General features: G+C 55.0%; 22 protein-coding genes. 13 read left to right on the top strand and 9 right to left on the bottom strand.

The genetic code is table 11. The features are described from left to right. Positions 1–9 precede the first annotated feature (9 nt). The 3 genes from uraD (at position 10) to katG (ending at position 3,298) form a co-directional block, all read left to right on the top strand. Positions 10–504 carry a 2-oxo-4-hydroxy-4-carboxy-5-ureidoimidazoline decarboxylase gene (gene uraD, locus AC1MDE_RS14510; RefSeq protein ID WP_058961557.1) on the top strand — a complete coding sequence of 165 codons (495 nt, stop codon included), beginning with the start codon at positions 10–12 and terminating at the stop codon, positions 502–504. Further along, positions 501–836 carry a hydroxyisourate hydrolase gene (gene uraH, locus AC1MDE_RS14505; RefSeq protein WP_480344754.1) on the top strand — a complete coding sequence of 112 codons (336 nt, stop codon included), beginning with the start codon at positions 501–503 and terminating at the stop codon, positions 834–836. The genes uraD and uraH overlap by 4 nt, the downstream gene beginning before the upstream one ends. A gap of 263 nt (positions 837–1,099) precedes the next feature. Continuing rightward, entirely contained in the window at positions 1,100–3,298 is a 2,199-nt protein-coding gene (gene katG, locus AC1MDE_RS14500) for a catalase/peroxidase HPI (protein WP_480344753.1), read from the top strand. A 41-nt stretch (positions 3,299–3,339) separates the two neighbouring features. Here katG and AC1MDE_RS14495 read toward each other — a convergent pair whose 3' ends face one another. Both AC1MDE_RS14495 and AC1MDE_RS14490 read right to left on the bottom strand, forming a co-directional pair. Next, the gene (locus AC1MDE_RS14495; RefSeq protein ID WP_097117560.1) at positions 3,340–4,113 is read right to left on the bottom strand and encodes an amidohydrolase; all 774 of its coding nucleotides are present in this window, start codon (positions 4,111–4,113) and stop codon (positions 3,340–3,342) included. Next, positions 4,101–5,261 (bottom strand): pyridoxal phosphate-dependent aminotransferase, encoded by a 1,161-nt coding sequence (locus AC1MDE_RS14490; RefSeq protein ID WP_058961554.1) that lies wholly within the window; start codon positions 5,259–5,261, stop codon positions 4,101–4,103. The genes AC1MDE_RS14495 and AC1MDE_RS14490 overlap by 13 nt, the downstream gene beginning before the upstream one ends. Before the next feature lie 130 nt (positions 5,262–5,391). Between AC1MDE_RS14490 and AC1MDE_RS14485 the strand changes: the two genes are divergently transcribed. The 3 genes from AC1MDE_RS14485 to AC1MDE_RS14475 are packed head-to-tail and all read left to right on the top strand — an operon-like array spanning position 5,392 to position 7,230. Continuing rightward, positions 5,392–6,006 carry a methylthioribulose 1-phosphate dehydratase gene (locus tag AC1MDE_RS14485; protein ID WP_058961553.1) on the top strand — a complete coding sequence of 205 codons (615 nt, stop codon included), beginning with the start codon at positions 5,392–5,394 and terminating at the stop codon, positions 6,004–6,006. Beyond that, entirely contained in the window at positions 6,003–6,686 is a 684-nt protein-coding gene (mtnC, locus tag AC1MDE_RS14480) for an acireductone synthase (RefSeq protein WP_058961552.1), read from the top strand. Before AC1MDE_RS14485 ends, mtnC begins: the two co-directional genes overlap by 4 nt. 1 nt (position 6,687) lies before the next feature. Beyond that, on the top strand, positions 6,688–7,230 hold the full coding sequence (locus AC1MDE_RS14475) for a 1,2-dihydroxy-3-keto-5-methylthiopentene dioxygenase (RefSeq protein ID WP_034825366.1): 543 nt from the start codon (positions 6,688–6,690) through the stop codon (positions 7,228–7,230). A gap of 168 nt (positions 7,231–7,398) precedes the next feature. On the opposite strand, the gene mtnA is transcribed toward AC1MDE_RS14475, so the two are convergent. Beyond that, on the bottom strand, positions 7,399–8,418 hold the full coding sequence (mtnA, locus tag AC1MDE_RS14470) for an S-methyl-5-thioribose-1-phosphate isomerase (RefSeq protein WP_058961551.1): 1,020 nt from the start codon (positions 8,416–8,418) through the stop codon (positions 7,399–7,401). A gap of 105 nt (positions 8,419–8,523) precedes the next feature. Between mtnA and mtnK the strand changes: the two genes are divergently transcribed. Then, positions 8,524–9,723 carry an S-methyl-5-thioribose kinase gene (gene mtnK, locus AC1MDE_RS14465; protein WP_058961550.1) on the top strand — a complete coding sequence of 400 codons (1,200 nt, stop codon included), beginning with the start codon at positions 8,524–8,526 and terminating at the stop codon, positions 9,721–9,723. A gap of 124 nt (positions 9,724–9,847) precedes the next feature. Here the strand turns inward: mtnK and fadE are convergent, their stop codons facing one another. After that, positions 9,848–12,292, bottom strand: coding sequence for an acyl-CoA dehydrogenase FadE (fadE, locus tag AC1MDE_RS14460; protein ID WP_479398055.1), 2,445 nt, complete (start codon positions 12,290–12,292; stop codon positions 9,848–9,850). 243 nt (positions 12,293–12,535) lie between these two features. Between fadE and lpcA the strand changes: the two genes are divergently transcribed. Together lpcA and AC1MDE_RS14450 are read left to right on the top strand one after the other, a co-directional pair. Continuing rightward, positions 12,536–13,114 carry a D-sedoheptulose 7-phosphate isomerase gene (lpcA, locus tag AC1MDE_RS14455; protein ID WP_480344752.1) on the top strand — a complete coding sequence of 193 codons (579 nt, stop codon included), beginning with the start codon at positions 12,536–12,538 and terminating at the stop codon, positions 13,112–13,114. A 49-nt stretch (positions 13,115–13,163) separates the two neighbouring features. Further along, complete coding sequence (locus AC1MDE_RS14450) at positions 13,164–13,931, top strand: class II glutamine amidotransferase (protein ID WP_058961548.1); 768 nt, start codon at positions 13,164–13,166, stop codon at positions 13,929–13,931. Here the strand turns inward: AC1MDE_RS14450 and dpaA are convergent. Next, positions 13,902–14,645: a peptidoglycan meso-diaminopimelic acid protein amidase gene (gene dpaA, locus AC1MDE_RS14445; protein ID WP_058961547.1), complete on the bottom strand. Its 744-nt coding sequence runs from the start codon at positions 14,643–14,645 to the stop codon at positions 13,902–13,904. The genes AC1MDE_RS14450 and dpaA overlap by 30 nt on opposite strands. Positions 14,646–14,888: 243 nt before the next feature. On the opposite strand from dpaA, the gene dinB reads away from it, so the two are divergent. Beyond that, entirely contained in the window at positions 14,889–15,944 is a 1,056-nt protein-coding gene (dinB, locus tag AC1MDE_RS14440; RefSeq protein WP_097117553.1) for a DNA polymerase IV, read from the top strand. 73 nt (positions 15,945–16,017) lie between these two features. Here dinB and AC1MDE_RS14435 read toward each other — a convergent pair whose 3' ends face one another. The 4 genes from AC1MDE_RS14435 to pepD form a co-directional block, all read right to left on the bottom strand. Next, a complete protein-coding gene (locus AC1MDE_RS14435) occupies positions 16,018–17,088 on the bottom strand; it encodes a sugar ABC transporter substrate-binding protein (RefSeq protein WP_034825344.1) in 1,071 nt (356 codons plus the stop codon). 27 nt (positions 17,089–17,115) lie between these two features. Beyond that, a complete protein-coding gene (locus tag AC1MDE_RS14430) occupies positions 17,116–18,114 on the bottom strand; it encodes an ABC transporter permease (RefSeq protein ID WP_160834030.1) in 999 nt (332 codons plus the stop codon). Continuing rightward, entirely contained in the window at positions 18,111–19,616 is a 1,506-nt protein-coding gene (locus tag AC1MDE_RS14425; protein ID WP_097117551.1) for a sugar ABC transporter ATP-binding protein, read from the bottom strand. The genes AC1MDE_RS14430 and AC1MDE_RS14425 overlap by 4 nt, the downstream gene beginning before the upstream one ends. Before the next feature lie 330 nt (positions 19,617–19,946). Then, positions 19,947–21,407 carry a beta-Ala-His dipeptidase gene (gene pepD / locus AC1MDE_RS14420; protein WP_480344751.1) on the bottom strand — a complete coding sequence of 487 codons (1,461 nt, stop codon included), beginning with the start codon at positions 21,405–21,407 and terminating at the stop codon, positions 19,947–19,949. 254 nt (positions 21,408–21,661) lie between these two features. On the opposite strand from pepD, the gene gpt reads away from it, so the two are divergent. The 3 genes from gpt (at position 21,662) to crl (ending at position 24,000) form a co-directional block, all read left to right on the top strand. Continuing rightward, complete coding sequence (gene gpt / locus AC1MDE_RS14415; protein WP_034825338.1) at positions 21,662–22,120, top strand: xanthine phosphoribosyltransferase; 459 nt, start codon at positions 21,662–21,664, stop codon at positions 22,118–22,120. 121 nt (positions 22,121–22,241) lie between these two features. After that, the gene (gene frsA, locus AC1MDE_RS14410; protein WP_479401121.1) at positions 22,242–23,489 is read left to right on the top strand and encodes an esterase FrsA; all 1,248 of its coding nucleotides are present in this window, start codon (positions 22,242–22,244) and stop codon (positions 23,487–23,489) included. A gap of 109 nt (positions 23,490–23,598) precedes the next feature. Continuing rightward, positions 23,599–24,000 carry a sigma factor-binding protein Crl gene (crl, locus tag AC1MDE_RS14405; protein WP_200573379.1) on the top strand — a complete coding sequence of 134 codons (402 nt, stop codon included), beginning with the start codon at positions 23,599–23,601 and terminating at the stop codon, positions 23,998–24,000. The last annotated feature ends 5 nt before the right edge of the window (positions 24,001–24,005 follow it).

The raw sequence follows: 24,005 nt of genomic DNA, 5'->3' as shown, positions 1-24,005 counted from the left end.
AGCCGTTGCATGGAGTTAGCGGTGTTTAACGATGTCACGCCCAATGAGGCACACACAGCGATAGCCCACTGCGTGGCAATTCCTGACTGGCAGCAGGCGCTGGTGGCCGCACGGCCTTTTGCGGATGTGGAAGCGCTCTATACGACCGCCGAAACACTGGCAAAGCGCTGGCAAGGTGCCGAACTGGAACAAGCATTACGCGCTCACCCCCGTATTGGTGAAAAAGCCGCGGGCGCGGGCAAAGAGGCAGTATTGTCACGCAATGAGCAGTCGGCGATGCAGCAGGCCGATGGCGCGCTGCAATTTGCCATGCTGGCGGGCAATCAATCCTATGAACAGCGCTTCAGCCGGGTGTTTTTGATTCGTGCCAAAGGGCGGAGTGGCGAGGAGATGCTGGCGGAATTGCAGCGCAGGCTCAACAATGATGCAGAGACAGAGCAGCAGGAAGCGCTGACGCAACTGCGTGAAATCACCCTGTTACGGCTTAAGGAGAGCATTGTATGAGCACCATTACCACTCACATTCTGGATACCGCGCTGGGTAAACCCGCTATCGGCGTGGCCATATCCCTGGAGCAGAACAGCCCGGAAGGCTGGTTGCCGATGGCGGAGGGGGAAACCGATAGCGATGGCCGTATTATAGATTTAACGCCCGAGCCGTTAGCACCGGGCCATTATCGATTGACCGCAGAGATCGGTGACTATTTCGCTGCTGACGGACGCGATGCGCTGTACGTCAGTGCACAGATTGATTTTGTGATTGGTTCGGCGGGCAGCCATTATCATCTGCCGTTTCTGATCTCACCGTGGTCGTGGTCAACCTATCGCGGCAGCTAATTTTGTCACGGCCACCCTAAATGGCGACCCTGCAACACTCCAGTGACTGCAGGGTGCGCATTTAGGGACACCTGGCTGCCAACGACACCTGTTTTAGTGACGAAATTATGCGCAGTTGACGATAAAAACCTACTTTTTGTGCGCCATGTCACACGCTGCGCTTGAAAGACAGTAACTATCAAAACCTTCGGTTCATCCAAATATATTCTTTCACAAGGTACGGTTATCTTTACCGGACAATGTGAAGCAAACGGAGCCGAAAAATGAGCACGCACGACAATAACGATAATGCAGCAGCGTCAGGTAAGTGCCCCTTTCATCACGGGGCGTCTGAAGAAAAAAGCGTACTGGCACGTGGCGCGGGGAGCGGAACATCCAACCGCGACTGGTGGCCAAATATGTTACGTGTCGACCTGTTAAATCAGCACTCCAACCGTTCCAATCCCCTCAGTGAAAACTTCAACTACCGCAACGAGTTCAGCAAGCTGGATTACCCGGCGTTAAAAGCGGATATCCGCGCTATTCTGACCGACTCTCAATCCTGGTGGCCAGCCGACTGGGGCAGCTATATTGGGCTGTTCATTCGCATGGCGTGGCACAGTGCCGGTACTTACCGCACCGTGGATGGTCGTGGCGGTTCCGGCCGTGGGCAGCAGCGTTTCGCGCCGCTTAACTCCTGGCCAGACAACGTTAGCCTCGATAAAGCACGTCGCCTGCTGTGGCCGGTAAAACAGAAATACGGTCAGAAAATTTCCTGGGCCGACCTCTATATTCTGGCGGGTAACGTCTCGCTGGAAAATGCCGGCTTCCGCACCTTTGGTTTTGGTGCCGGACGTGAAGACGTGTGGGAACCGGATCTGGATGTGGATTGGGGTAACGAAACTGAATGGCTGGCGCATCGCCACCCAGAAAGTCTTGCCAATGCGCCGGTGGGTGCCACCGAAATGGGCCTGATCTACGTCAACCCGGAAGGCCCGGAAGCCAGCGGCGATCCGAAATCAGCGGCACCAGCGATTCGCGCCACCTTCGGCAATATGGGCATGAACGATGAAGAGATCGTCGCGCTGATTGCCGGTGGTCATACATTGGGTAAAACCCACGGCGCGGCTGCCGCCAGCCACGTGGGTGTTGATCCAGAAGCCTCGCCAATTGAAGCGCAGGGCCTCGGCTGGAGCAGCAGCTACGGCAGCGGTGCCGGTGCTGATGCGATTACCTCCGGTCTGGAAGTGGTGTGGACGCAGACGCCTACCCAGTGGAGCAACTACTTCTTCGAGAACCTGTTCAAATACGAATGGGTACAGACACACAGCCCAGCAGGCGCGATCCAGTTCGAAGCGGTGGATGCGGAAGCGATCATTCCAGACCCGTTCGATCCAGAGAAAAAGCGCAAGCCCACCATGCTGGTGACCGATCTGACGCTGCGTTTTGACGAAGAGTTCGGCAAGATCTCCCGCCGTTTCCTCAACGATCCACAGGCGTTCAATGAAGCCTTTGCCCGCGCCTGGTTCAAACTGACCCACCGCGATATGGGGCCAAAAGCGCGTTACATCGGCCCGGAAGTGCCAAAAGAAGATCTGATCTGGCAGGATCCATTGCCAGCCGCGATCCACCAGCCAACCGCTGATGAGATCACCGATCTGAAAGCGAAGATTGCTGCTTCCGGTCTCAGCGCCAGCCAACTGGTCTCTGCTGCCTGGGCATCTGCTTCCACTTTCCGTGGCGGTGACAAACGTGGCGGGGCCAACGGTGCACGTCTGGCACTGGCACCGCAAAACGGTTGGGCAGTGAATGCCAGCGTGATTCACGATGTGCTGCCAACCCTGCAGAAAATTCAGCAGGAGTCTGGTAAAGCATCGCTGGCGGATGTGATCGTTCTGGCCGGCAGCGTGGGTATTGAACTGGCTGCCGCAGCGGCGGGCGTGGCGGTGCAAGTACCGTTTACACCGGGCCGTGTGGATGCGCGTCAGGATCAAACTGAGGTAGAGTCATTTGACGTGCTGCAACCGCTGGCCGATGGTTTCCGTAACTATCGTCGTATCGCAGGTGGCTCATCCACCGAAACCCTGCTGCTGGATAAAGCACAACAGCTGACGCTGAGCGCACCGGAATTAACCGTGCTGTTGGGTGGTCTGCGTGTGCTGGGCACCAACTTCGATGGTAGTCAGCACGGTGTGTTAACCGATCGTGTCGGCGTACTGAGCAATGACTTCTTCGTCAATCTGCTGGATATGCGCACCGCATGGCGCGCTACCGATGAGAGCGCCGAGCTGTTCGAAGGCCGCGATCGTGCCAGCGGTGAAGTGAAGTACAGCGCCACCCGTGCCGATCTGGTATTTGGTTCCAATGCTATCCTGCGCGCACTGGCTGAAGTCTATGCCAGCAGCGATGCCAAACAGAAGTTCGTCAATGACTTCGTGGCAGCCTGGACCAAAGTGATGAATCTGGATCGTTTCGATCTGTAATCAACTTGCGATAAATAAAACCCCGGAAAACCGGGGTTTTTTTATGACTTCAATGTATAGCCATCGGCATCTCGCCACGCCGGGAAGCGTTCGCGATAGGCTTGCAGATCGTCCAGCGACAATTCCGCATCGAGACGGGCGCGGGCAAAAGGCTCGCCTGCGGCCAGAATCTCGCCCAATGGCGAAATAATCCGACTGTCCCCGCTGTACTGATGGCTGTTGCCATCGCTACCGACGCGGTTGCAACCGGCAATGTACGCCTGGTTTTCAATCGCACGCGCTAACAGCAGTGACTGCCAGTGCAGCGCACGTGGTGCTGGCCAGTTGGCAACATAGAGCGCCAGATCGTAATCATTGTGATTGCGAGAGAACACCGGGAAACGCAGGTCGTAACAAATCTGCGGCAGAATACGCCAGCCGCGCCAGGTGAACACTTCTCGCGTATCACCCGCAACGTAATGCTGATGTTCATTGGCCATGCGGAACAGATGACGTTTGTCATATTGGTGCACGGTGCCATTCGGTTCAACCAGCAGAAAACGGTTCACGGCGCCTTTTTCGGTCTGGATGGCTGCGCTGCCACCGACCAGCGCATTGCTGGTTTTCGCATGGCTGTGCAGCCATTCAATGACCTGTTGCTGCGGCAGCGAACTCTCTGCTGCTTCCATGGCAAAACCCGTGGTGAACATTTCGGGCAGCAGAATCAGATCGCGACCTTCAATGCCTTTCAATACGCCATCGAAGTGATGCAGGTTGGCTTCGCCGTCCATCCAGCTCAGGGTTTCCTGCAGAACGGTAATTTTTAAAGCTGACATAAGCGCTCCGCAGCGGCGATAAGTGTCGCGGGTTGTTTGGCAAAGCACAGGCGAATCAGCTTGTGCGGGAACGGATCGGCACAGAATACCGACAACGGAATGGCTGCCACGCCCACTTCTTTGGTTAGCCATTGGCAGAAACTGACGTCATCCAGATCGGAAATGGCGCTGTAATCCAGCAGCACAAAGTAAGTGCCTTCGCACGGCAACACCTTGAAGCGGCTACCCGACAATGCATCAACCAGACAATCGCGGCGTTCGCGATAGAAGGCCGGCAGGTCACGATAGTGTTCCGGCTCCTGACGCAGCATATCGGCAATCGCCAGCTGCGCCGGGGTATTAACCGAAAACGTCAGATACTGGTGTACTTTACGGATTTCGGCGCTGATCGCTGCTGGTGCAACACAGTAGCCCACTTTCCATCCGGTCATATGGAAGGTTTTGCCAAACGAAGAGACGGCAACGGCACGCTGGCGTAACTCGGCATGCGCTAACACGCTGGCGTGGCCCTCTGCATCAAAACAGATGTGTTCGTAGACTTCATCGCTCAACACATAGATTTCCTGCTCAGCGATCGCCTGCCATAACTCGGCATAATCGCTTTTTCGCCACACGGTCGCAGAAGGGTTGTGCGGCGTATTCAGAATGACTAAACGGGTTTTCGCGCTCAGCAAGCTGCGGAATTCACTCCAGTCAACGCGGAATCCCGGTGGCTGCAATGCAATGCGTTTCAGCACGCCGCCGGCCAGTTGAACAGCAGGCGCGTAACTGTCGTAGCTGGGATCGAAGCAGATCACTTCATCGCCCGGACGCACCAGCGCCGTAATCGCGGCATACAGTGCCTCGGTCGCACCGGCGGTTACAGTGATATCACTGTTAACATCGGGCGTGTGACCGTAAAGCTCAGCCGTTTTATCGGCAATCGCTTCACGCAGGGGTAACACACCGATCATCGGCGCATATTGGTTTGCGCCCTGGCTCACATGATAGGCCAGACGATCCTGTAAATATTGCGGGCCGTCAAAATCCGGAAAACCCTGTGATAAATTGATGGCGTTGAACTGCGCGGCAAGGGCGCTCATTTGCGTGAAAATCGTGGTGCCGAGCGCCGGTAATTTGCTCTCGGGAGTCAGGTTGAGCTGCGTCATTATTTAGTGGCCTTAAGCGCGAATGTCGATGCGGAGAAACCCTGTGTTGCTGCCACTCTACACAGGATGCTAATATTTGGCAATCGAGACGCTTAGACGTCTAAAACAACTGCGGAGCCTCACCTTCACTATGACGGATTTTCTCCCACTGGAACATTTAGTGGCCGCCTGCCACTGGATTGGCGCAAAAGGCTGGGCACCCGCGACGGGCGGAAACATGTCGGTGCGCCAGGATGCCGAATATTGCCTGCTAAGCGCATCAGGTAAAGATAAAGGCAGTTTGACGCGTGATGACTTTATTCAGGTGGAGATCGCGACAAACAGTGTCCCTTCGGGACGTAAACCGTCGGCGGAAACCGGGCTGCATACCCTGATTTATCGCTTGTTCCCGCAGGCCGGGGCTGTACTGCATACCCATACGGTGAATTCTACCGTACTGTCGCGTGTAGAGAAGGGCAGTGCGTTGCTGCTGAGCGGCTACGAGATGCAGAAAACCCTCACGGGTCAGGACACGCATCTCAATACCGTTGCGATTCCGCTGTTTGATAACGACCAGGATATTGAGGCACTGGCGCAGCGCATTGAAGCTTTTGCGGCGGACACGCCGTTGCGGTACGGCTTCCTGTTACGTGGTCATGGCTTAACCTGCTGGGGCAAAGACGTCAACGAAGCGCGCCGCCACCTGGAAGGGCTGGAATTCCTGTTTGAATGTGAACTGCAACGTCGACTGCTGGAGACCCAATGATTCGCGCGATTGTTACTGATATTGAAGGCACCACCAGTGATATCCAGTTTGTGCACAATGTCCTGTTTCCTTATGCACGTCAGCATCTGGCAGCCTTCGTGCGGGATAACCAAACGGATGAGAAGGTGGTTGCGGCGCTAAACGCAGTGCGTGAAGAGTCAGCGACGCCCCAGGCATCGCTGGATGACCTCATCGCCACGCTGATCGGTTTTATTGATGAAGATCGCAAATCGCCGGGGCTGAAAGCGCTGCAAGGGATGATCTGGCGTGCGGGTTATGTTGAAGGTCAGTTCACCGGCCACCTTTATCCCGATGTGCTGCCCGCCTTTGAACGCTGGCAGCAACAAGGGATTGCCCTGTATGTTTATTCCTCGGGATCGGTGCCTGCGCAGAAACTGTTATTTGGCTACAGCGATGAAGGTGATTTAACCTCGCTGTTTAGCGGCTATTTTGATACAGCGGTTGGCGCCAAGCGTGAAACCCAGTCGTATCACAACATCGCCGAACACATTGGCCTGGCACCCTCTTCGTTGCTGTTCCTGTCAGATATCCATCAGGAACTGGATGCCGCGGCACAAGCAGGCTGGCACACATTGCAGTTAATTCGTGGCGAGGCCGATAACGCCAGTCGCCATCACCAGGTAAACGATTTTTCGCAGATTAATCCGGAGTCGATTTAACATGAGTGCACTGACAATTTTTAGCGATACCGAGTCCAGCCAGCCACTGTGGCACAGTACCGATGCCGAGGCGATTCGCGAGCGCCTGAACGCCAAAAACGTTCGCTTTGAGCGTTGGGAAGCGGATCGCGATCTGGGTAACGACCCTGACGCTGAAACGGTGATCAAAGCCTATCAGCACGCGATCGATCGTCTGGTGGCAGAGAAGGGCTATCAGAGTTGGGATGTGCTGAGTATGCGTGCAGACAATCCTAACAAGCAGGCGTTGCGCGAGAAGTTCCTGAATGAACACACGCACAGCGAAGATGAAGTGCGTTTCTTCGTCGAAGGGTCTGGCCTGTTTTGCCTGCATATTGGCAGTGAGGTTTACCAGATTCTGTGCGAGAAGAATGATCTGATTTCAGTACCTGAAGGCACGGCACACTGGTTTGATATGGGCTCTGAACCGCACTTTACCGCGATTCGTATTTTCGATAATCAGGAAGGCTGGATCGCCAACTTTACCGGCGACAAGATTGCGGATGCTTATCCTCGTCTGGCATAACGCGCTGTGTGCTTAAACCTGCATACGCATAAATGGAATCAGCCATTGAAGGGGCACTCTTCAGGGTGCATCTGACAACATAGGGCTCGTCATCATAAGGTCGCCATTTATGGCGACTTTTTCATTTCTGGCGCACCGTAAGCACAGGATACGCCATCTGGCGCACCCTTAAGGCTGAAAAATCCCTTCCTTAACCTGCTCTGGCGTCACGACGCCAGTATCCAACACCCAACCGCTAATCAGTGCAGCTGGCGTGACATCAAACGCTGGGTTGTAGACCACCGCATTATCCGGTGCCCACTGCACATTACCAAAACTGCCTGACACACCGGTGACTTCACTGGCGGCACGCTGCTCAATGGGAATGGCATCGCCGTTAGGACAAAGGCGATCCAGCGTGGTGTGCGGCGCCGCCACATAGAACGGAATACCGTGATAGTGCGCCAGTACCGCCAGGCTGTAGGTGCCGATTTTGTTCGCCACGTCGCCGTTAGCGGCAATGCGGTCTGCGCCGACCCAAATCGCATCGACCACGCCGCGCGCCATTAAACTTGCAGCCATCGAATCGGTGATCAGCTGGTAAGGAATGTGCAGTTCGCCCAGTTCCCACGCGGTTAAACGGCCGCCCTGCAGCAGTGGTCGCGTCTCATCCACCCAAACGTTTTTCACTAAACCTTGCTGATGGGCATGCGCAATCACGCCCAGTGCGGTGCCCACGCCAGCGGTGGCGAGACCGCCGGTATTACAGTGCGTCAGCAGCTGGCTGCCCGGCTTGACCAGCGCGCTGCCGGCGCGGGCAATGTTGTCACACAGCTGCTTATCTTCTGCCACCAGGCGCAGCGCTTCGGCGCTCAGGGCGTTTACGTGATCGCTCTCCGCCAGCGCAATCTTCATACGATCCAGATTGTTCATCAGGTTGACGGCAGTCGGGCGTGACGCACGCAACACCTCCAGCGCTTCCGCCAATGCCGCGCGGGTGACACCTTGCTCGCCCAACAGCGCCAGCAGCAAGCTGGCTGAAAGGCCAATCAGCGGGGCGCCGCGCACGCGTAGCGCATGGATATGATCAACCAACTGCGTCACAGTGTGCGCAGGCAGCCAGTTTTGTTGTTGTGGCAGCGCTTGCTGGTCGAGGATCCACAGTTGATTATCGCGGACCTCAAGACTGGTGGTACGAAGTGTTTGCATGGTGTGAAATCCCTGTTGCGTTAATAGCGGCTATTGTGCCAACATGCGTGACGGATGTATAGACGTCCAAACGGCTTATTACTATCGAATGTCGAGGAACAGGCAATGTCGCAATACCGTACCTTCACCGCTGCTGATGCGGTGGAATATGCTAAAAAATTTGGCGGTGTGGACGATCCGTCAGCGCTGGTCAGCGCAGAAGAGATCGGCGATGGTAATCTCAACCTGGTGTTCAAGATTTTCGATAACCTGGGACAGAGCCGTGTGGTAGTGAAACAGGCACTGCCTTATGTGCGTTGCGTGGGTGAGTCCTGGCCGTTAACGTTGGATCGCGCGCGCCTCGAAGCGCAGACGCTGGTTGAGCACTATAAACATTGCCCAGAGCACACGGTTAACGTCACCCATTACGATGCCGAACTGGCGGTGATGGTGATGGAAGATCTTTCCAGCCATCGCATCTGGCGCGGCGAGCTGGTGCAAGGGGCTTACTACCCTGAAGCGGGTCGTCAGCTGGGCGAATATCTGGCGCAGACGCTGTTCCATACTTCTGATTTTTTCCTGCATCCGCACAAGAAAAAGGCCGAAGTCGCGCGTTTCATCAACCCGGAAATGTGCGAAATCACCGAAGACCTGTTCTTCAACGATCCCTTTATCGATCACGAGCGTAATAAATACCCGGCGGCACTGGAGCCGCTGGTGGTCAGCCTGCGCACTGACGATGCGCTGAAAATCGCGGTGGCCGGGCTGAAGCACCGCTTCTTTGCGGATGCCGAAGCGCTACTGCACGGCGATGTGCACAGCGGTTCCATCTTCGTGGCCGATGGTAGCCTGAAGGTGATCGATGCGGAGTTTGGCTATTTCGGTCCGATAGGCTTTGATGTCGGCAGCGCGATTGGCAATCTGCTGATTAACTACTGCTGCCTGCCGGGCCTGCTGGCCCCGCGTGAAGCGGCAGAAGGGCGTGAGCGTCGTCTGAGCGATGCGCATGAAGTCTGGACGCAGTTCTCCAGCCGCTTCCTCGAACTGGCACACGCCAACACTTCTGATGTGGCGCTGGCGTATCCGGGCTATGCGGAAGCCTTCCTGCGCAAAGTATGGAGCGATACCATTGGCTATTGTGGCACGGAGTTGATTCGCCGCACCGTGGGCATGTCACACGTTGCCGATTTTAAACAGATTGCTGATGACACCATGCGGACAGAATGTATTCGCAGTTGCATCACGCTGGGCCGTACGTTGATTCTCGCGGCAGATCATATTGCGGATGTCGATGCGCTGATTGCGCGCATTCGTCAGGCGGGGTAAGTCAGGCTTCAATCTTATAACTGCGCCATTCACTGCCCGCTTTGGCAGCGAAACCGCTTATGTATGCGGGATAAGTTATGCCTGGCCCCATTAAAAAAGCCTCCGTCAGGAGGCTTTTTCGTTTTTACGCGGCTTCACTGGCGCGCGGGGCGCCTTTATCCTGCGGCTTCGGTGAGGCCAGTGCCTCCGGCACAAACTCATCGACGTTGATGGCTTTGAGACGGCTGGCTTCAGCGCGCGTCAGTACTTTGGCTTCGCTCTCATCAATCCAGCCCTCTTTCAACGCACGCTGTGCCAGCGCATCCAGACGGGTAAACGACAGATGTTTTTTCTGCTGCTGGCAAAGACGTTCATGAATCACTTCCGCTGCCATCACATCCTGCAGCGCCTGCTCCAGTTGGCCTGCTGGATTGTGTTCGCTTGGCGTCAGGTACATGCCACGGCCCAGACGCGTACGGGTGGCTGACGGCAGTTGCAACAGCTTCGCCAGCTTGTGATCCAGTTTGTCAGACGGTGCCGGGCAGTGTTTGCCACCGGCGAAAATCACCATGCGCAGCGCGCCTGCCACCAGGCGATTAGGGAAGTTACGCAGCAGGTCATCCATCGCCACTTCAGCCTGATGCAGCGCATCCTGCACGCCCCAGTGCACCAGCGGCAGATCGGCTTCATTGCGGCCTTCGTCGTCAAAGCGTTTCAGGGTGGCAGAGGCGAGATACATCTGGCTCAGCACATCCCCCAGACGTGCTGAGATACGTTCACGACGTTTCAGGCTGCCGCCTAACACTGCCATCGACACATCTGACAGCAGTGCCAGGTTGGCGCTCAGGCGGTTGAGTTGCTGATAGTAGCGGCGGGTCACGTCGCGGGTTGGCGACGCGCTGGTGCGGCCTCCGGTTAAACCGAGCCACAGACTGCGCACTTTGTTGCTACCGACATGGCCAATATGGCTGAACAAGGCACGGTCAAAGGCCACCAGATCGTTTTTCGCCGCAGCGTTCATCTCTTCCAGCACCCATGGATGGCAGCGAATCGCGCCCTGGCCAAAGATGATCATGCTGCGCGTCAGGATATTGGCGCCTTCCACGGTAATCGCAATCGGTGCGCCCTGATAAGCCCGCGCCAGGAAGTTGTTGTCGCCCAGCATAATGCCTTTACCGCCGGCGATATCCATCGCATCGATAATGGCGCGCTGGCCTCGGTGGGTGCAGTGATATTTCACAATCGCCGACAGCACCGCCGGTTTTTCACCCAGCATAATGCCGCTAGTGATAAGCGTAGCCGCCGCATCCATCACATAGGCGTTACCGGCAATGCGTGCCAGCGGTTCCTCGATGCCTTCCATTTTACCGATAGAGACTTTGAACTGACGACGGATATGCGCATAAGCACCGGTTGCCAGCGCAATGCTTTTCAGACTACCGGTCGAGTTGGAAGGCAAGGTGATGCCGCGACCGACTGACAGACATTCAACCAGCATACGCCAGCCCTGACCGGCCATCGACGGGCCACCGATGATGAAATCGATCGGCACGAAAATATCTTTACCGCGTGTTGGACCGTTCTGGAACGGCACGTTAAGCGGGAAGTGGCGATGGCCAATCTCTACGCCCGGCGTTTGCGTCGGGATCAGGGCGCAGGTAATGCCCAGCTCTTCAGTCTCACCCAGCAGATGATCGGGATCGGAGAGTTTAAAGGCCAGGCCAAGCACGGTAGCAATCGGTGCCAGCGTAATGTAACGCTTATTCCATGTCAGGCGCATGCCCAGCACTTGCTGGCCTTGCCATTCGCCCATGCACACCACGCCAGTATCCGGAATGGCACCCGCATCCGAACCCGCTTCCGGGCTGGTCAGCGCGAAGCACGGAATTTCATCGCCGCGTGCCAGACGTGGTAAATAGTGATCTTTCTGCTCATCGGTGCCGTAATGCTGCAACAGTTCGCCTGGGCCGAGTGAGTTAGGTACACCCACGGTGATCGCCAGGATACCGGAAACGCCCGCCAGTTTTTGCAACACGCGCGCCTGAGCATAGGCGGAGAATTCGAGGCCGCCATACTCTTTCTTAATGATCATGGCGAAGAAGCGATGCTGCTTGAGATACGCCCACAGTTCCGGCGGAAGATCGGCCAGTTCGTGAGTGATCTGGAAATCATTCGCCATACGACAGGCTTCTTCGACCGGCCCCTCGAGGAAGGCTTGTTCCTCTTCCGTCAGACGTGGCTGCGGATAGTTGTGCAGTTTCTGCCAGTCTGGCTTGCCACGAAACAGATCGCCTTCCCACCAGGTCGTACCGGCATCAATCGCTTCCTTTTCCGTACGCGACATCGGCGGCATCACTTTCTGGAAGCTGTGCAGCGCAGGTTTGGAGAACATACTGCGACGCATGGCCGGCAGATTGAAGGGCAGCAGGATAATTGCCAGTGGCAGCAGCAGCCACGGCGTCCACAGGCCTGCAGCAGCCAGCCCGGCGGTCCATAGCAACAGGATTACGCTGCTGAGCCGCAGCGAAACTTGATGGTAAAAGAGGGCGCTAATGACAATCAGCGTCGCGACAATCGAGGCAAGCAACATAATGAACCGCTCCGTAAGTTGTAAGAGGTCTGACCTGTTATAGGGTAAGTTTTAGAGCAGTGATCGCTTTTTAGCAATCTGTTTACATCGCAATTACAACAGAACTCACAAAATCGCACTCTCTGGACACCAACAGAGCAGGAATGGCAAAGCCTGGGCCTTTTTCCCCGATGCAGGCGCTTTGCGGCTTTGTCCCATTCCGTTAAACTTGCAGAGTAAATCTTTCCTCTAAAGGACATCCCTATGTATCAGGACATTATTCGCTCAGAACTTAATGAAGCAGCCGATACGCTTAATAAATTCCTGAGTGACGAAGCGAACATTCACGCGATTCAGCGCGCGGCAGTCTTGCTGGCAGACAGCTTCAAAGCAGGGGGCAAAGTGCTCTCCTGTGGCAACGGTGGTTCTCACTGTGATGCGATGCACTTTGCTGAAGAGCTGACGGGGCGCTACCGTGAAAATCGTCCTGGCTACCCGGCGATTGCCATCTCTGATGTGAGCCACCTTTCCTGCGTCAGCAACGATTTTGGTTATGACCATGTGTTCTCGCGCTATATCGAAGCCGTAGGCCGTGAAGGCGACGTGCTGCTGGGCCTGTCCACTTCAGGTAACTCGGCGAACATCATCAAAGCGGTCGAATCGGCACGCGCCAAAGGGATGAAAGTGATTACCCTGACCGGTAAAGATGGCGGCAAAATGGCAGGCACAGCGGACATCGAAATTCGCGTACCGCATTTTGGCTACGCTGACCGCATTCAGGAGATTCACATTAAAGTGATTCATATCCTGATGCTGCTGATCGAAAAAGAGATGGTTAAGTAATGACGCGTCACTCCTGCTCACGCGGGAGTGCTGACTTAAGGCGGTTGCTATGTGCGAATTGCTCGGGATGAGCGCCAATGTCCCCACGGACATCTGTTTCAGTTTTACCGGTCTGGTGCAGCGTGGCGGCGGAACCGGGCCGCATAAAGATGGCTGGGGCATCACTTTCTATGAAGGAAAAGGGTGCCGCACATTCAAAGATCCTCAGCCCAGCTTTAACTCACCGATCGCCCGTTTGGTGCAGGAATATCCGATCAAATCACATTCCGTGGTCGCTCATATCCGCCAGGCGAATCGTGGTGAAGTGTCGCTGGAAAACACCCATCCGTTTACCCGTGAGCTGTGGGGACGTAACTGGACCTACGCGCACAACGGGCAGCTGAAAGGCTACAAACAGTTGGAAACCGGGACTTTCCGCCCCGTTGGCGAAACGGACAGTGAGAAAGCGTTTTGCTGGATCCTGCATAAGCTGTCTGAGCGTTATCCGCGCACTCCGGGCAACTGGCCGGCGGTATTTCGCTACATTGCTGAGCTGGCGGCTGAGATGCGCGAGAAGGGCGTGTTTAACATGCTGCTGTCGGACGGTCGTTATCTGATGGCGTTCTGCTCGACCAATCTGTATTGGATCACTCGTCGTGCGCCTTTTGGCAAAGCCAAATTGCTCGATCAGGATGTAGAAATTGATTTTATGCAGCAGACAACACCGAAGGACGTTGTGACGGTGATTGCGACACAGCCGCTGACAGGAAATGAAACCTGGCACCGAATAGTGCCAGGCGAGTGGGCATTATTTTGCCTGGGTGAGCGCCAGGAATGACTTCGAGGCAGCATCCGGTGTAGAAATCACCGGCGTGCTGTTCACCGCATATTGACCCGTCGTCGTCACGTTAACCGTTGGCGGTATGTGGTACTTCTCAAAGTACGCATAACCCGGCTGCAGTTCACGCCAGAAGTTGATGTACGTTGAGTAGCGATGACGCTGCATGTTGCTATCGGTCATATGGAACGGATAGATATTGATCTGTACATCCTGCTGACCGTTGCGCAGCGCAGCGTTGACGTAGGTAAAGATCTCGTCCATTGATGCGTTGGTCATGGCGTAGCAGCCAATTGAGACGCAATCACCGTGAATCATCAAATAGTTACCGTCATAGCCTTTATCACGATCGTATTGATTCGGGAAGCCGGTATTAATCGCGCGGTAGAAACGGCTGTCCGGTTTTAACTGGTTCAGCTTAACGTTATAAAACCCTTCCGGACTTTTAAAATCGCCCTGACGACGCTTAGGCCCTAATCCGCCAGAGAAATTACAAATGCGATAGCTGTCCAGCAGACGATATTCATTACCGATTTTGCCGTACAGTTCCAGCGTACGCTCTTCCTTGAAGATCTGAATAAAAACAGGAGTGCCAAGTAATTGTTTCTTTAACTCTTTGCTCACCGGTGCCGACAGTTGCGTTGGCTCTGGCGAAATGGCCCAGCTAAGGACTGGCATAAGAATCATCGCAAGCCACAATGCGATTCTGCCCATTCTGTGTGTACCTTGAAGTGAAGAGAGACGATGACGCTGAGCGTCTTGGTATTGCATTATCGGAAATATCCGCTACCGCAGCGCAACATTAACATTGTCTGAGGTTTAATCAAGACAGTCTCCGTGAAAATGGTGCAATCCTAAAGGGATTACGACCAGAATTTTGTAAACTTTAATTCATCGCTCAACAAATATTGCCGAAGTTTTTTACTGCTGTATACTTATCCAGTATTCGGAGGGCGTATGCGCAAAATCATTCATGTCGATATGGACTGCTTTTTCGCGGCCGTTGAAATGCGCGACGATCCTTCATTAACGGATATACCTATCGCCATTGGCGGCAGCCGGGTGCAGCGTGGTGTCATCAGCACCGCCAACTATCCCGCGCGCAAATATGGCGTGCGCAGCGCGATGCCGACGGCAATGGCGCTCAAGCTCTGCCCGCATCTGAAATTACTGCCTGGACGCTTCGATGCCTATAAAGAGGCGTCACGCCAGATACGCGATATTTTCTCACGCTACACCCCATTGATTGAGCCCTTATCACTGGATGAAGCGTATCTTGATGTCACCGATAGCGAGCATTGTCAGGGATCAGCGACGCTAATGGCGCAGGCGATACGTGCCGATATCCTGCGCGAAACCGGTTTAACCGCCTCGGCTGGCATTGCGCCGATCAAATTCCTCGCCAAGATCGCCTCCGATTTAAATAAGCCCAACGGGCAATACGTCATTACACCGCAAGTGATGCCGGACTTTTTACTGACGCTACCGTTGAGCAAAATTCCTGGCGTAGGAAAAGTGGCGACCAAAAAACTGGAAGAGATGGGACTGCGCACCTGCGCCGATGTGCAGAGAGCCGATCTCGCCTTGCTGCTGAAGAGATTTGGTAAATTCGGCCGCGTGCTCTGGGAGCGCAGCAACGGCATTGATGAACGCGATGTGGTGGTGGAGCGCGAACGCAAATCGCTCGGTGTCGAACGCACATTGATGGAGGACATCCACAACTGGGAGCAGTGTCTGGCAATCATTGATTACCTCTATGCTGAGCTGGATCGACGCCTGACAAATATCCGTCCCGACAAGCAAATCGCGCGTCAGGGCGTGAAGCTCAAATTTAATGATTTCCAGCAGACCACGCAGGAGCATGTCTGGCCGGTGTTGAACAAGGATGACATGATCGCAGTGGCGCGGCAGGCATGGGATGAAAGGCGTGCCGGGCGCGGCGTGCGGTTGGTGGGATTGCATGTGACGCTGGTGGATCCGCAATTGGAGCGGCAGCTAGTGTTGGGTTGGTAAAACCTTGAGTATGGCCTTGGCTATCATCCTGGCGGCTTGAAGCGCCGCCAGGATGCCCTATTCGGCCACTGAATTACTTCTTAGCGTACTTCGCTTCCAGCGTGGCAAACCACGGCGCAACAAAATCGTTGTTCACACCCCAGCCTGGAATAATCTTGTTCAGGGTTGCTACGTTAATCGCCCCTTGCTGGCTATTCAGCAACTGCTGCGAAATGGAAGACGCTTTAAACTCGTAGCTTGCCGGAGTGGCTTCACCCGCGATTTTATTGGCCACTAAGCGCATATTGACCGCACCGATGGTTTTTGGATCGACCGCGACCGTCTGCACCCATGGGCTGTTCTTCTCATGCATCAACTGCAAGTCCTGGTTGGACACGTCAATACTGTAGATTTTGATTTCAGTACGACCATTCTCTTGTAGCGCTTTATAAGCACCCTGACTGAACGCGTCCCACGACGCCCAAATCGCATCTATTTTACCTTTTGGATATTTTGCCAGGATCGCACCCACTTTGTTGGCGGTGTCGCCCTGTACATCGGTAGAAACTGCGCCAATGGATTCCAGCTGATGAATGCCTGGATTCTCTTTCAGCAGTTTCTCATAAACTACCTGGCGACGTTCCTGCGGCGGGAAGCCTGCGACCCACAGTTTGATGATGTTGGCTTTACCATGGAAATCACTGATCAACTGACCCAGTGACGCCTGCGCCAGCGAGGCATCATCTTGCGCAGTGACGGTCACGCCATTGACCGGCGTATTTACCGGGGTATCAAAGACGGACAGTTTGATACCTGCATCGACAATGTGTTGCACCAGAGCGGTGGAGTAGGGTTCTTTGCCGTGAGAGAGAATGATGCCATCGTATTTCTGGCTGATCGCCTGATTAACAAAGTCCTGGAAACGCGCATCATCGCCGTTACTCAGGAAAGTACTGACTTTAAAGCCCAGTTGACGACCTTGCTGAATGGCACCGGCAATAAACTGCGTGGTGTTATCGTCAGACCCCAGGTTACGGATGATGGCGATGCGCACCGGACCTTCGTGATTCGCAATCGCTGCGGGAACCGGGGTAACGGTATCGGCAAAGGCAGCGCTGGCGTTCAGCAGGCTTAAGGCCAGCAGCGAAAGGGTAATTTTTTTCATTAGAATCTCTTTCTCAGTAAACGCGCCTTAGCGGCGCTGAATGTAGGTAATCGCCAGGGCCAGAGCCAGCACCAGGCCTTTGATAATGTCCATGGCGTAATAAGGCACGGACAACATCACCAGCCCGTTCTGCAACACACCCAGAATCACCGCGCCCACCAGCGTACCGAGCGCGTTAGGTTTGCCGGAACCGGCCAGCGAGAAGCCGATCCATGCCGCGGCAACGGCATCCATCAAATATCCACTGCCGGCGTTCACCTGCGAGGAGCCAATACGCGATGCCAGCAGAATGCCGCCTAATCCGGCCAGCAGCGATGCGAGTACATAGGCCAAAACGCGGTAGCGCGTGGTGCGAATACCGGAAAGGCGTGCGGCTTCTGGATTGCCACCCAGCGCGTACATGCGACGGCCATGCTTGGTCAATGACAGTGCCAGTTGTGCCACAATCGTCACTACCAGCATGATGATCACAATGGTCGGCACCTGACCCAACAGACCGAACGCTGCGGGGATAGTGCCCTCCGCCATATCGCCGCTTGGCATCACCATATTCTCGGTAATCGAACCGCCGAAGCTGTAAGTCATCGCCACGCCCTGAATGACAAACAGGGTGGCCAGTGTAGCCAGCATGTCGGGAATGCGCAGAATCACGATCAGGAAGCTGTTTAGCAGCCCCACCAGAGTGCACAGCAGCAGCGTGATGATAATGGCTTCGGTGGTGCCAAAGCCGTGCCAGACAAACAGCGAAATCACCAGCGCATTGGCCAGTGAGGCGGTTGAGCCTACCGACAAATCGAAGCCGCCGATGGTCAGCGAAATCGACACACCAATCGCAATTACCGTGACGATAGCAATCGAACGCAGGATGTTGATGATGTTGGTGGGCTCGAGGAAGCTGTCCGATGCCAGACCAAACCCAGTGATCAGAATCACCACGGTCAGCAACATGCCCCATTTATAGAGAAAATCGAATAGTTTATGACGCAGAGAAACCTGCGGGTTCAGGGATAGTTCTTTGCTGCTCACGCAGGGGTTCCTCCGGTGGAATAAAGCAATAGCATCTCTTCTGTGGCCTGACGACCTTCCATCTCTGCCACAATGCGCCCATCCCAGAGCACACAAATACGGTCACATAAGCCGACCAGTTCGGAAAACTCGCCCGAAGCGTAGATGATGCCTTTGCCTTCACGTGCCAGGCCGTCAATCAGGCTGAACAGATCGGTTTTGGCTTTGATATCGACACCTTTAGTTGGCTCATCAAGAATCAGCACATCGGCGTTGTTGCGCAGCCATTTTCCAATCGCCACTTTTTGCTGATTCCCGCCCGACAGACGACGCAGAATCTGCGCCGGGCCGGTGGTACGCACGTTGAGGCGCTGAATCACCTCTTCGGCCCAGCGCCAGGCCTGACGATGACCGAACAGGCTCCAGCGGGAAAAACTGTTGTCCGCGCTGACGCTCAGGTTCATGCTCACCGGTTCATCAATGAAAATACCCTCTTTACGACGCTCTTCCGGCACCAGCGCCATACGGTTTTCCACCGAATCATGTGGAGAACGCGGTCGCCACGGTTTGCCGTGCAGCTCGCCTTTTTCTACGCGGCTTTTGTTTGCACCAAACAGCGCCTTACACAGCTCGGTTTTCCCTGCACCCGCTAAGCCGGCAATGCCGAGGATTTCGCCTTTGCGCAGATGCAGTGAAATGTCCGCCAGCAGTTGATCATCGTGCAGACCTTCCACCGACAGCAGCAGCGGTTGCTCACTCTGTTCACGGCGAGGTGGATAGACATCGGTCAACTGGTGCCCCAGCATTTTCTCAACAATCTGCTCGCCACTCAGTGCCGCCATCGGGCTGCTTTCAATCAAGCGGCCATCGCGCAGCACGGTTAAGCGATCGCAAATCGCTTTGAGTTCGTGAATGCGGTGGGAGATAAACACCACGCCAATGCCGTTGCTTTGTAAACGACGCACCACGGTAAACAGACGCTCGCTTTCATGCTGATCCAGCGGCGCGGTCGGTTCATCCAGAATGAGAAAACGGCAGTGATGGGAGAGGGCGCGCGCCAGCAGGATTTGTTGTTTCTCCGCCAGCGAGCAGCGTTCCACCAGACGATTAACATCGATGTTCACTTCCAGCTGATTGAGCAGGGCACGCGCCTGACGGCGGATCTCGCGCCAGCTATAGACATGGCCGGGTTCTGCCAGCTGATCGAGCAGAATGTTTTCTGCCACGCTGAGCTGCGGCACCAGCGCCACATCCACTTCCTGCTGCACCAAATGAATACCGAGTTTTTTGGCATCGCGCGGTGAACGAATGGAGACCGGCGCATCGTCCAGCAGAATCTCGCCGCTGTAATCACTGTGCGCGCCGGATAGCACTGCCATCAGGGTGGATTTTCCCGCGCCATTGGCTCCGGTCAACGCATGCACCGATCCGCCCTCGGTCAGAAAATCGACCTGGGTCAGTGCGGCAAAACCGCCAAAAGCGATGGAGATATTACGCATCTCCAGGCGGTTAATCGCACTCATGGGGCAGGCCTTTCATTAAGAGAGTGGGTGGCATTTTTTCTGAACCCATAACGCTGGGCAACAAACGAAAGCGCATAAGCTAGCACGAAATCTTATTAGCCATCCAGACATCTGGGCGTAACGGCGTCTAAAACTAGAGAGGGAGTGTGGAGTGGTAGAATGCTGGGGTAATAAGCAGGATTTATAGTGAAATATGCTGCATGTTACTGTCGGTCTCAAAATGGGTTCCGGCAAATATTGCGGCCTTATTAGCAAGAGAATCCTTAACCTCAGGATTGCAGGCATAAAAAAACCAGGCCTTAGCCTGGTTCCTTACAGCATCGCAAAGACTTACGCCTTCTCTGGCACCACGTTCAGCAGCGCAGTCAGCAGTTTCCAGTACAGACCGACGCTCTCAATGTGCACCTGCTCATCCGGTGAGTGTGGACCGGTAATGGTTGGCCCAATCGACACCATATCCATGTTCGGATACGGCTTCTTGAACAGACCACACTCCAGACCCGCGTGAATCACCTGAATGTTTGGCGTTTTGCCAAACAGGGCTTCATAGGTTTTACGCGTCAGCGCCATCACCGGTGAATCAGCATCAGGCTGCCAGCCAGGATAACCGCCTTTTGGTGCGGTTTTCGCGCCAGCCAACTGGCCCAGTGAAGTCAGGGTTTCCACCACCCAATCTTTGCCGGTGTCGATCAGTGAACGAATCAAGCAGATGATTTCGGCATTGTCCTGATCCATGGTCACCACGCCGACGTTCAGCGAGGTTTCCACCACGCCTTTGGCCACGTCAGAGTTGCGAATCACACCGTTCGGGGTGCTGTTCAGCAGGTTGATGAAGCGATCGCGGCTGTCGGTGGTCAGCGCCTGGCCCTGATGTGCCAGCGGCTCGGTGGTTAACGCAATGTTCTTCTCTTTAATGCCCAGCTCGTTCAGCAGCGTGGCCTGGAAATGAGCCGCAGCCGATTTGAGTGCATCCACTTTATGGCTGTCGATTGCCAGCGTGGCAAAAGCTTCGCGCGGAATCGCATTACGCAGCGTGCCGCCAGTGAACTCAATCAGACGCACATCCAGTTCCTGCGCGTAGACCGCAAAGAAACGCGCCAGCAGCTTGTTGGCGTTGCCCAGACCATGATGAATATCGGCACCGGAGTGGCCGCCTTTCAGGCCTTTCAGCGTTAGCTTCAGGGTTTCAAAGCCCGCAGGTACGGCTTCACGGTTTAATGGCAGGGTGGTGATGAAATCAATACCCCCCGCGCAACCCATGTAGATCTCACCCTCTTCTTCAGAGTCGGTGTTGATAAGGATATCGGCTTGTAGCCAGTTTGGCTTGAGACCAAAAGCGCCATCCATGCCCGATTCTTCGGTCATGGTCAGCAGCACTTCCAGTGGGCCGTGGGTCAGGCTGTTATCAGCCAGCACCGCCAGCGCAGAAGCCATGCCAATACCGTTGTCGGCACCCAGCGTGGTGCCACGCGCTTTAACCCACTCGCCATCAACATAAGGTTGAATCGGGTCTTTAGTGAAGTCGTGCACCGTATCGTTGTTCTTCTGCGGCACCATATCGAGGTGCGCCTGCAGCGCGACAGGGGTACGTTTTTCCATGCCCGCAGTGGCCGGTTTACGAATCAGGATATTGCCGACCTGATCGCGCTCAACCCAAAAGCCTTGCTCTTTGGCCCAGTTGACCACGTGTTCGGCCAGCGCTTCTTCATGGTAAGAAGGGTGTGGAATGGAGCAGATTTTAGCGAAAATATCCCACAGCGGTTGGGGGGAAAGTTGCGACAATTCAGACACAATGCATCTCCTGTGTCAGCGCGGCGGACATACCGCTCGCACGCCGGGTTCCAGTGAAAGATCGCCGTCAGCACATCTGACGTGATGTGGCTGAGAATATCACTGTTTTTCACCGGGTGCGTACTCAGGCGCGCTAAAATCCTGCATCCAATGCGACAGATGCTGGTTTTTGACGCGTCAGATCCTTATAATCTCGCGCAACCTTTTCCCCCTTGCCTATTTTTAAACCAACATTGTTGGTCGGGATTTCTTTTATGAGCGAAAAATACGTCGTCACCTGGGACATGTTGCAGATCCATGCCCGCAAACTGGCCCAGCGCCTGCTTCCTGTGGAACAGTGGAAAGGTATCATTGCGGTCAGCCGCGGTGGTCTGGTTCCGGCATCGCTGCTGGCGCGTGAATTGGGTATTCGCTATGTCGATACCGTCTGCATCTCAAGCTATGACCACGATCATCAGCGTGAAATGAAAGTGCTGAAGCGTGCGGAAGGCGACGGTGAAGGTTTCATCGTGATTGATGACCTGGTGGATACCGGTGGCACCGCGCAAGCGATCCGCGATATGTATCCAAAAGCGCGCTTCTGCACCATCTTCGCTAAGCCAGCTGGTCGTTCGCTGGTGGACGACTACATTGTCGATATTCCGCAGAACACCTGGATCGAACAGCCGTGGGACATGGGCGTGGTTTACATCCCGCCAATCGTCAAAAGCTGATTGATGTAACGCAAACAACGCCCGGCTATGCCGGGCGTTGTGCATTCTACGCCTCGCACCCAACATGCGGGTGCAGTACACTCTTAGGCATCTATGCGACTATCGCGGGAGAACGTCTAAGATGTCGGATAAAAACCTCAGCGAAGAGCTTTTTAAGCCCCGCTTTAAACACCCGGAAACCTCCTCTCTGGTGCACCGTCAGCACCATCATCCGGTTCAGGTGCACAACACCCTCGAAGGGGATACCCAACCTTGCTGGTATCGCATGCTCAACAAGCTGCTGTGGACGTGGCGCGGCCTGTCTCCGCAGGAGATCAGCGAAGTGCTGGCGCGCATCGCTATCAGTGAGTATGAGCACACTGATGACACCCAACTCGACACGGTGATTGGTTATCGCGGTGGGAACTGGAACTTTGAGTGGTCGAAGCAGGCCGCCTTATGGCAACAGCGCGCGATGGAGAATGAAGATCACGAGGAAGCTGGGCATCAGTGGATGCGCGCATCTAATCTCTACAGTATTGCCGCCTATCCCTATATCAAAGGCGATGATCTGGCCGATCAGGCACAGGTGCTGGCAAACCGGGCATACGAAGAGGCCACGCAGCGTCTGCCGGGTGAGCTGAAAGCGCTGACCTTCCAGATCAGCGGTGGCAGCCCGGTCACCGGTTTCCTGCATATGCCTGCTGAGGCCAAAGCCCCATACCCAACGGTGCTGCTGTGCGGTGGCCTGGATTCGCTGCAGAGCGATCATTATCGCCTGTTCCACGATTATCTGGCGCCGCGTGGCATCGCCATGTTGACGCTGGATATGCCCTCGGTGGGCTTCAGCAGCAAATGGAAGCTGAACCAGGACACCAGTCAGCTTCACCAGCAGGTGCTGCGTGAACTGAGCAATGTGCCGTGGGTTGATCACACGCGCGTGGCACTGTTTGGTTATCGCTTTGGCGCCAATGTCGCCACCCGACTGGCTTATCTGGAAGTGCCACGCCTGCGTGCGGTCGCGACACTGGGCGCGATGGTGCACAACGTATTTGTCGATGAGCAACGCCAGCAGCAACTACCGGACATGTACATGGACATGTTGGCCAGTCGCCTGGGGATGCCGTCCGCGTCTGACAGCAACCTGCGCATTGAGCTCAATCGCTATTCACTGAAGGTGCAGGGTCTGTTGGGGCGTCGCACGCCGACGCCGATGCTGGCGGCATACTGGCCGGGCGATTTGTTCAGCCCAGAAGAAGAGGCTCAATTGATTGCCAACTCTTCCGCACAGGGCAAAGTATTGGCAATACCCGCCACGCCGGTGTTCTCCAGTTTTGAGAAAGCGTTAAATCAAATCTGTGACTGGTTAGCAAAACAATTGGGTGTATGACTGGCAAAAATTCGACGCTCTGCTACTACTTATATCCGGGATATTTTGCGTTGCGCGCGTGATTCGCGTAACGAGAAACAATTTTACGGTTATTTGAGGGAGAATTAGCATGACGTTACCGAGTGGTCATCCCCGTAGTCGCCTGCTGAAGCGCTTCACCGAATTGGGGCCGTACATCCGTGAAGGAAAATGCGAAGAGCAGCGTTTTTTCTTCGATTGCCTGGCCGCATGTGTCAACGTTAAACCTGCTCCTGAACTCCGTGAATTTTGGGGCTGGTGGATGACGCTGGAAGCGCACGAAGACCATTTCACCTATGAATACCACTTTGGGTTGTTTGATAAAGACGGTGACTGGGGTGTGGCAACGATCAAAGGCAAAGAGAACAACGAGAGAGTGGAAAGTACGCTGCGTAATTTCCATGAGCGTTTGAAAGCGGTGTTGAAGGATCTTAAGTTGGATCTCAAACCGGCATCGGGTTTTAAAGAAGAGCCGGTCAAGCTCAGCGCTTAAGCACG

The organism is Pantoea folii (assembly GCF_056678875.1).
Note: the sequence above shows the minus strand (reverse complement) of the source record. Positions and strands in the feature narration are given on the sequence as shown.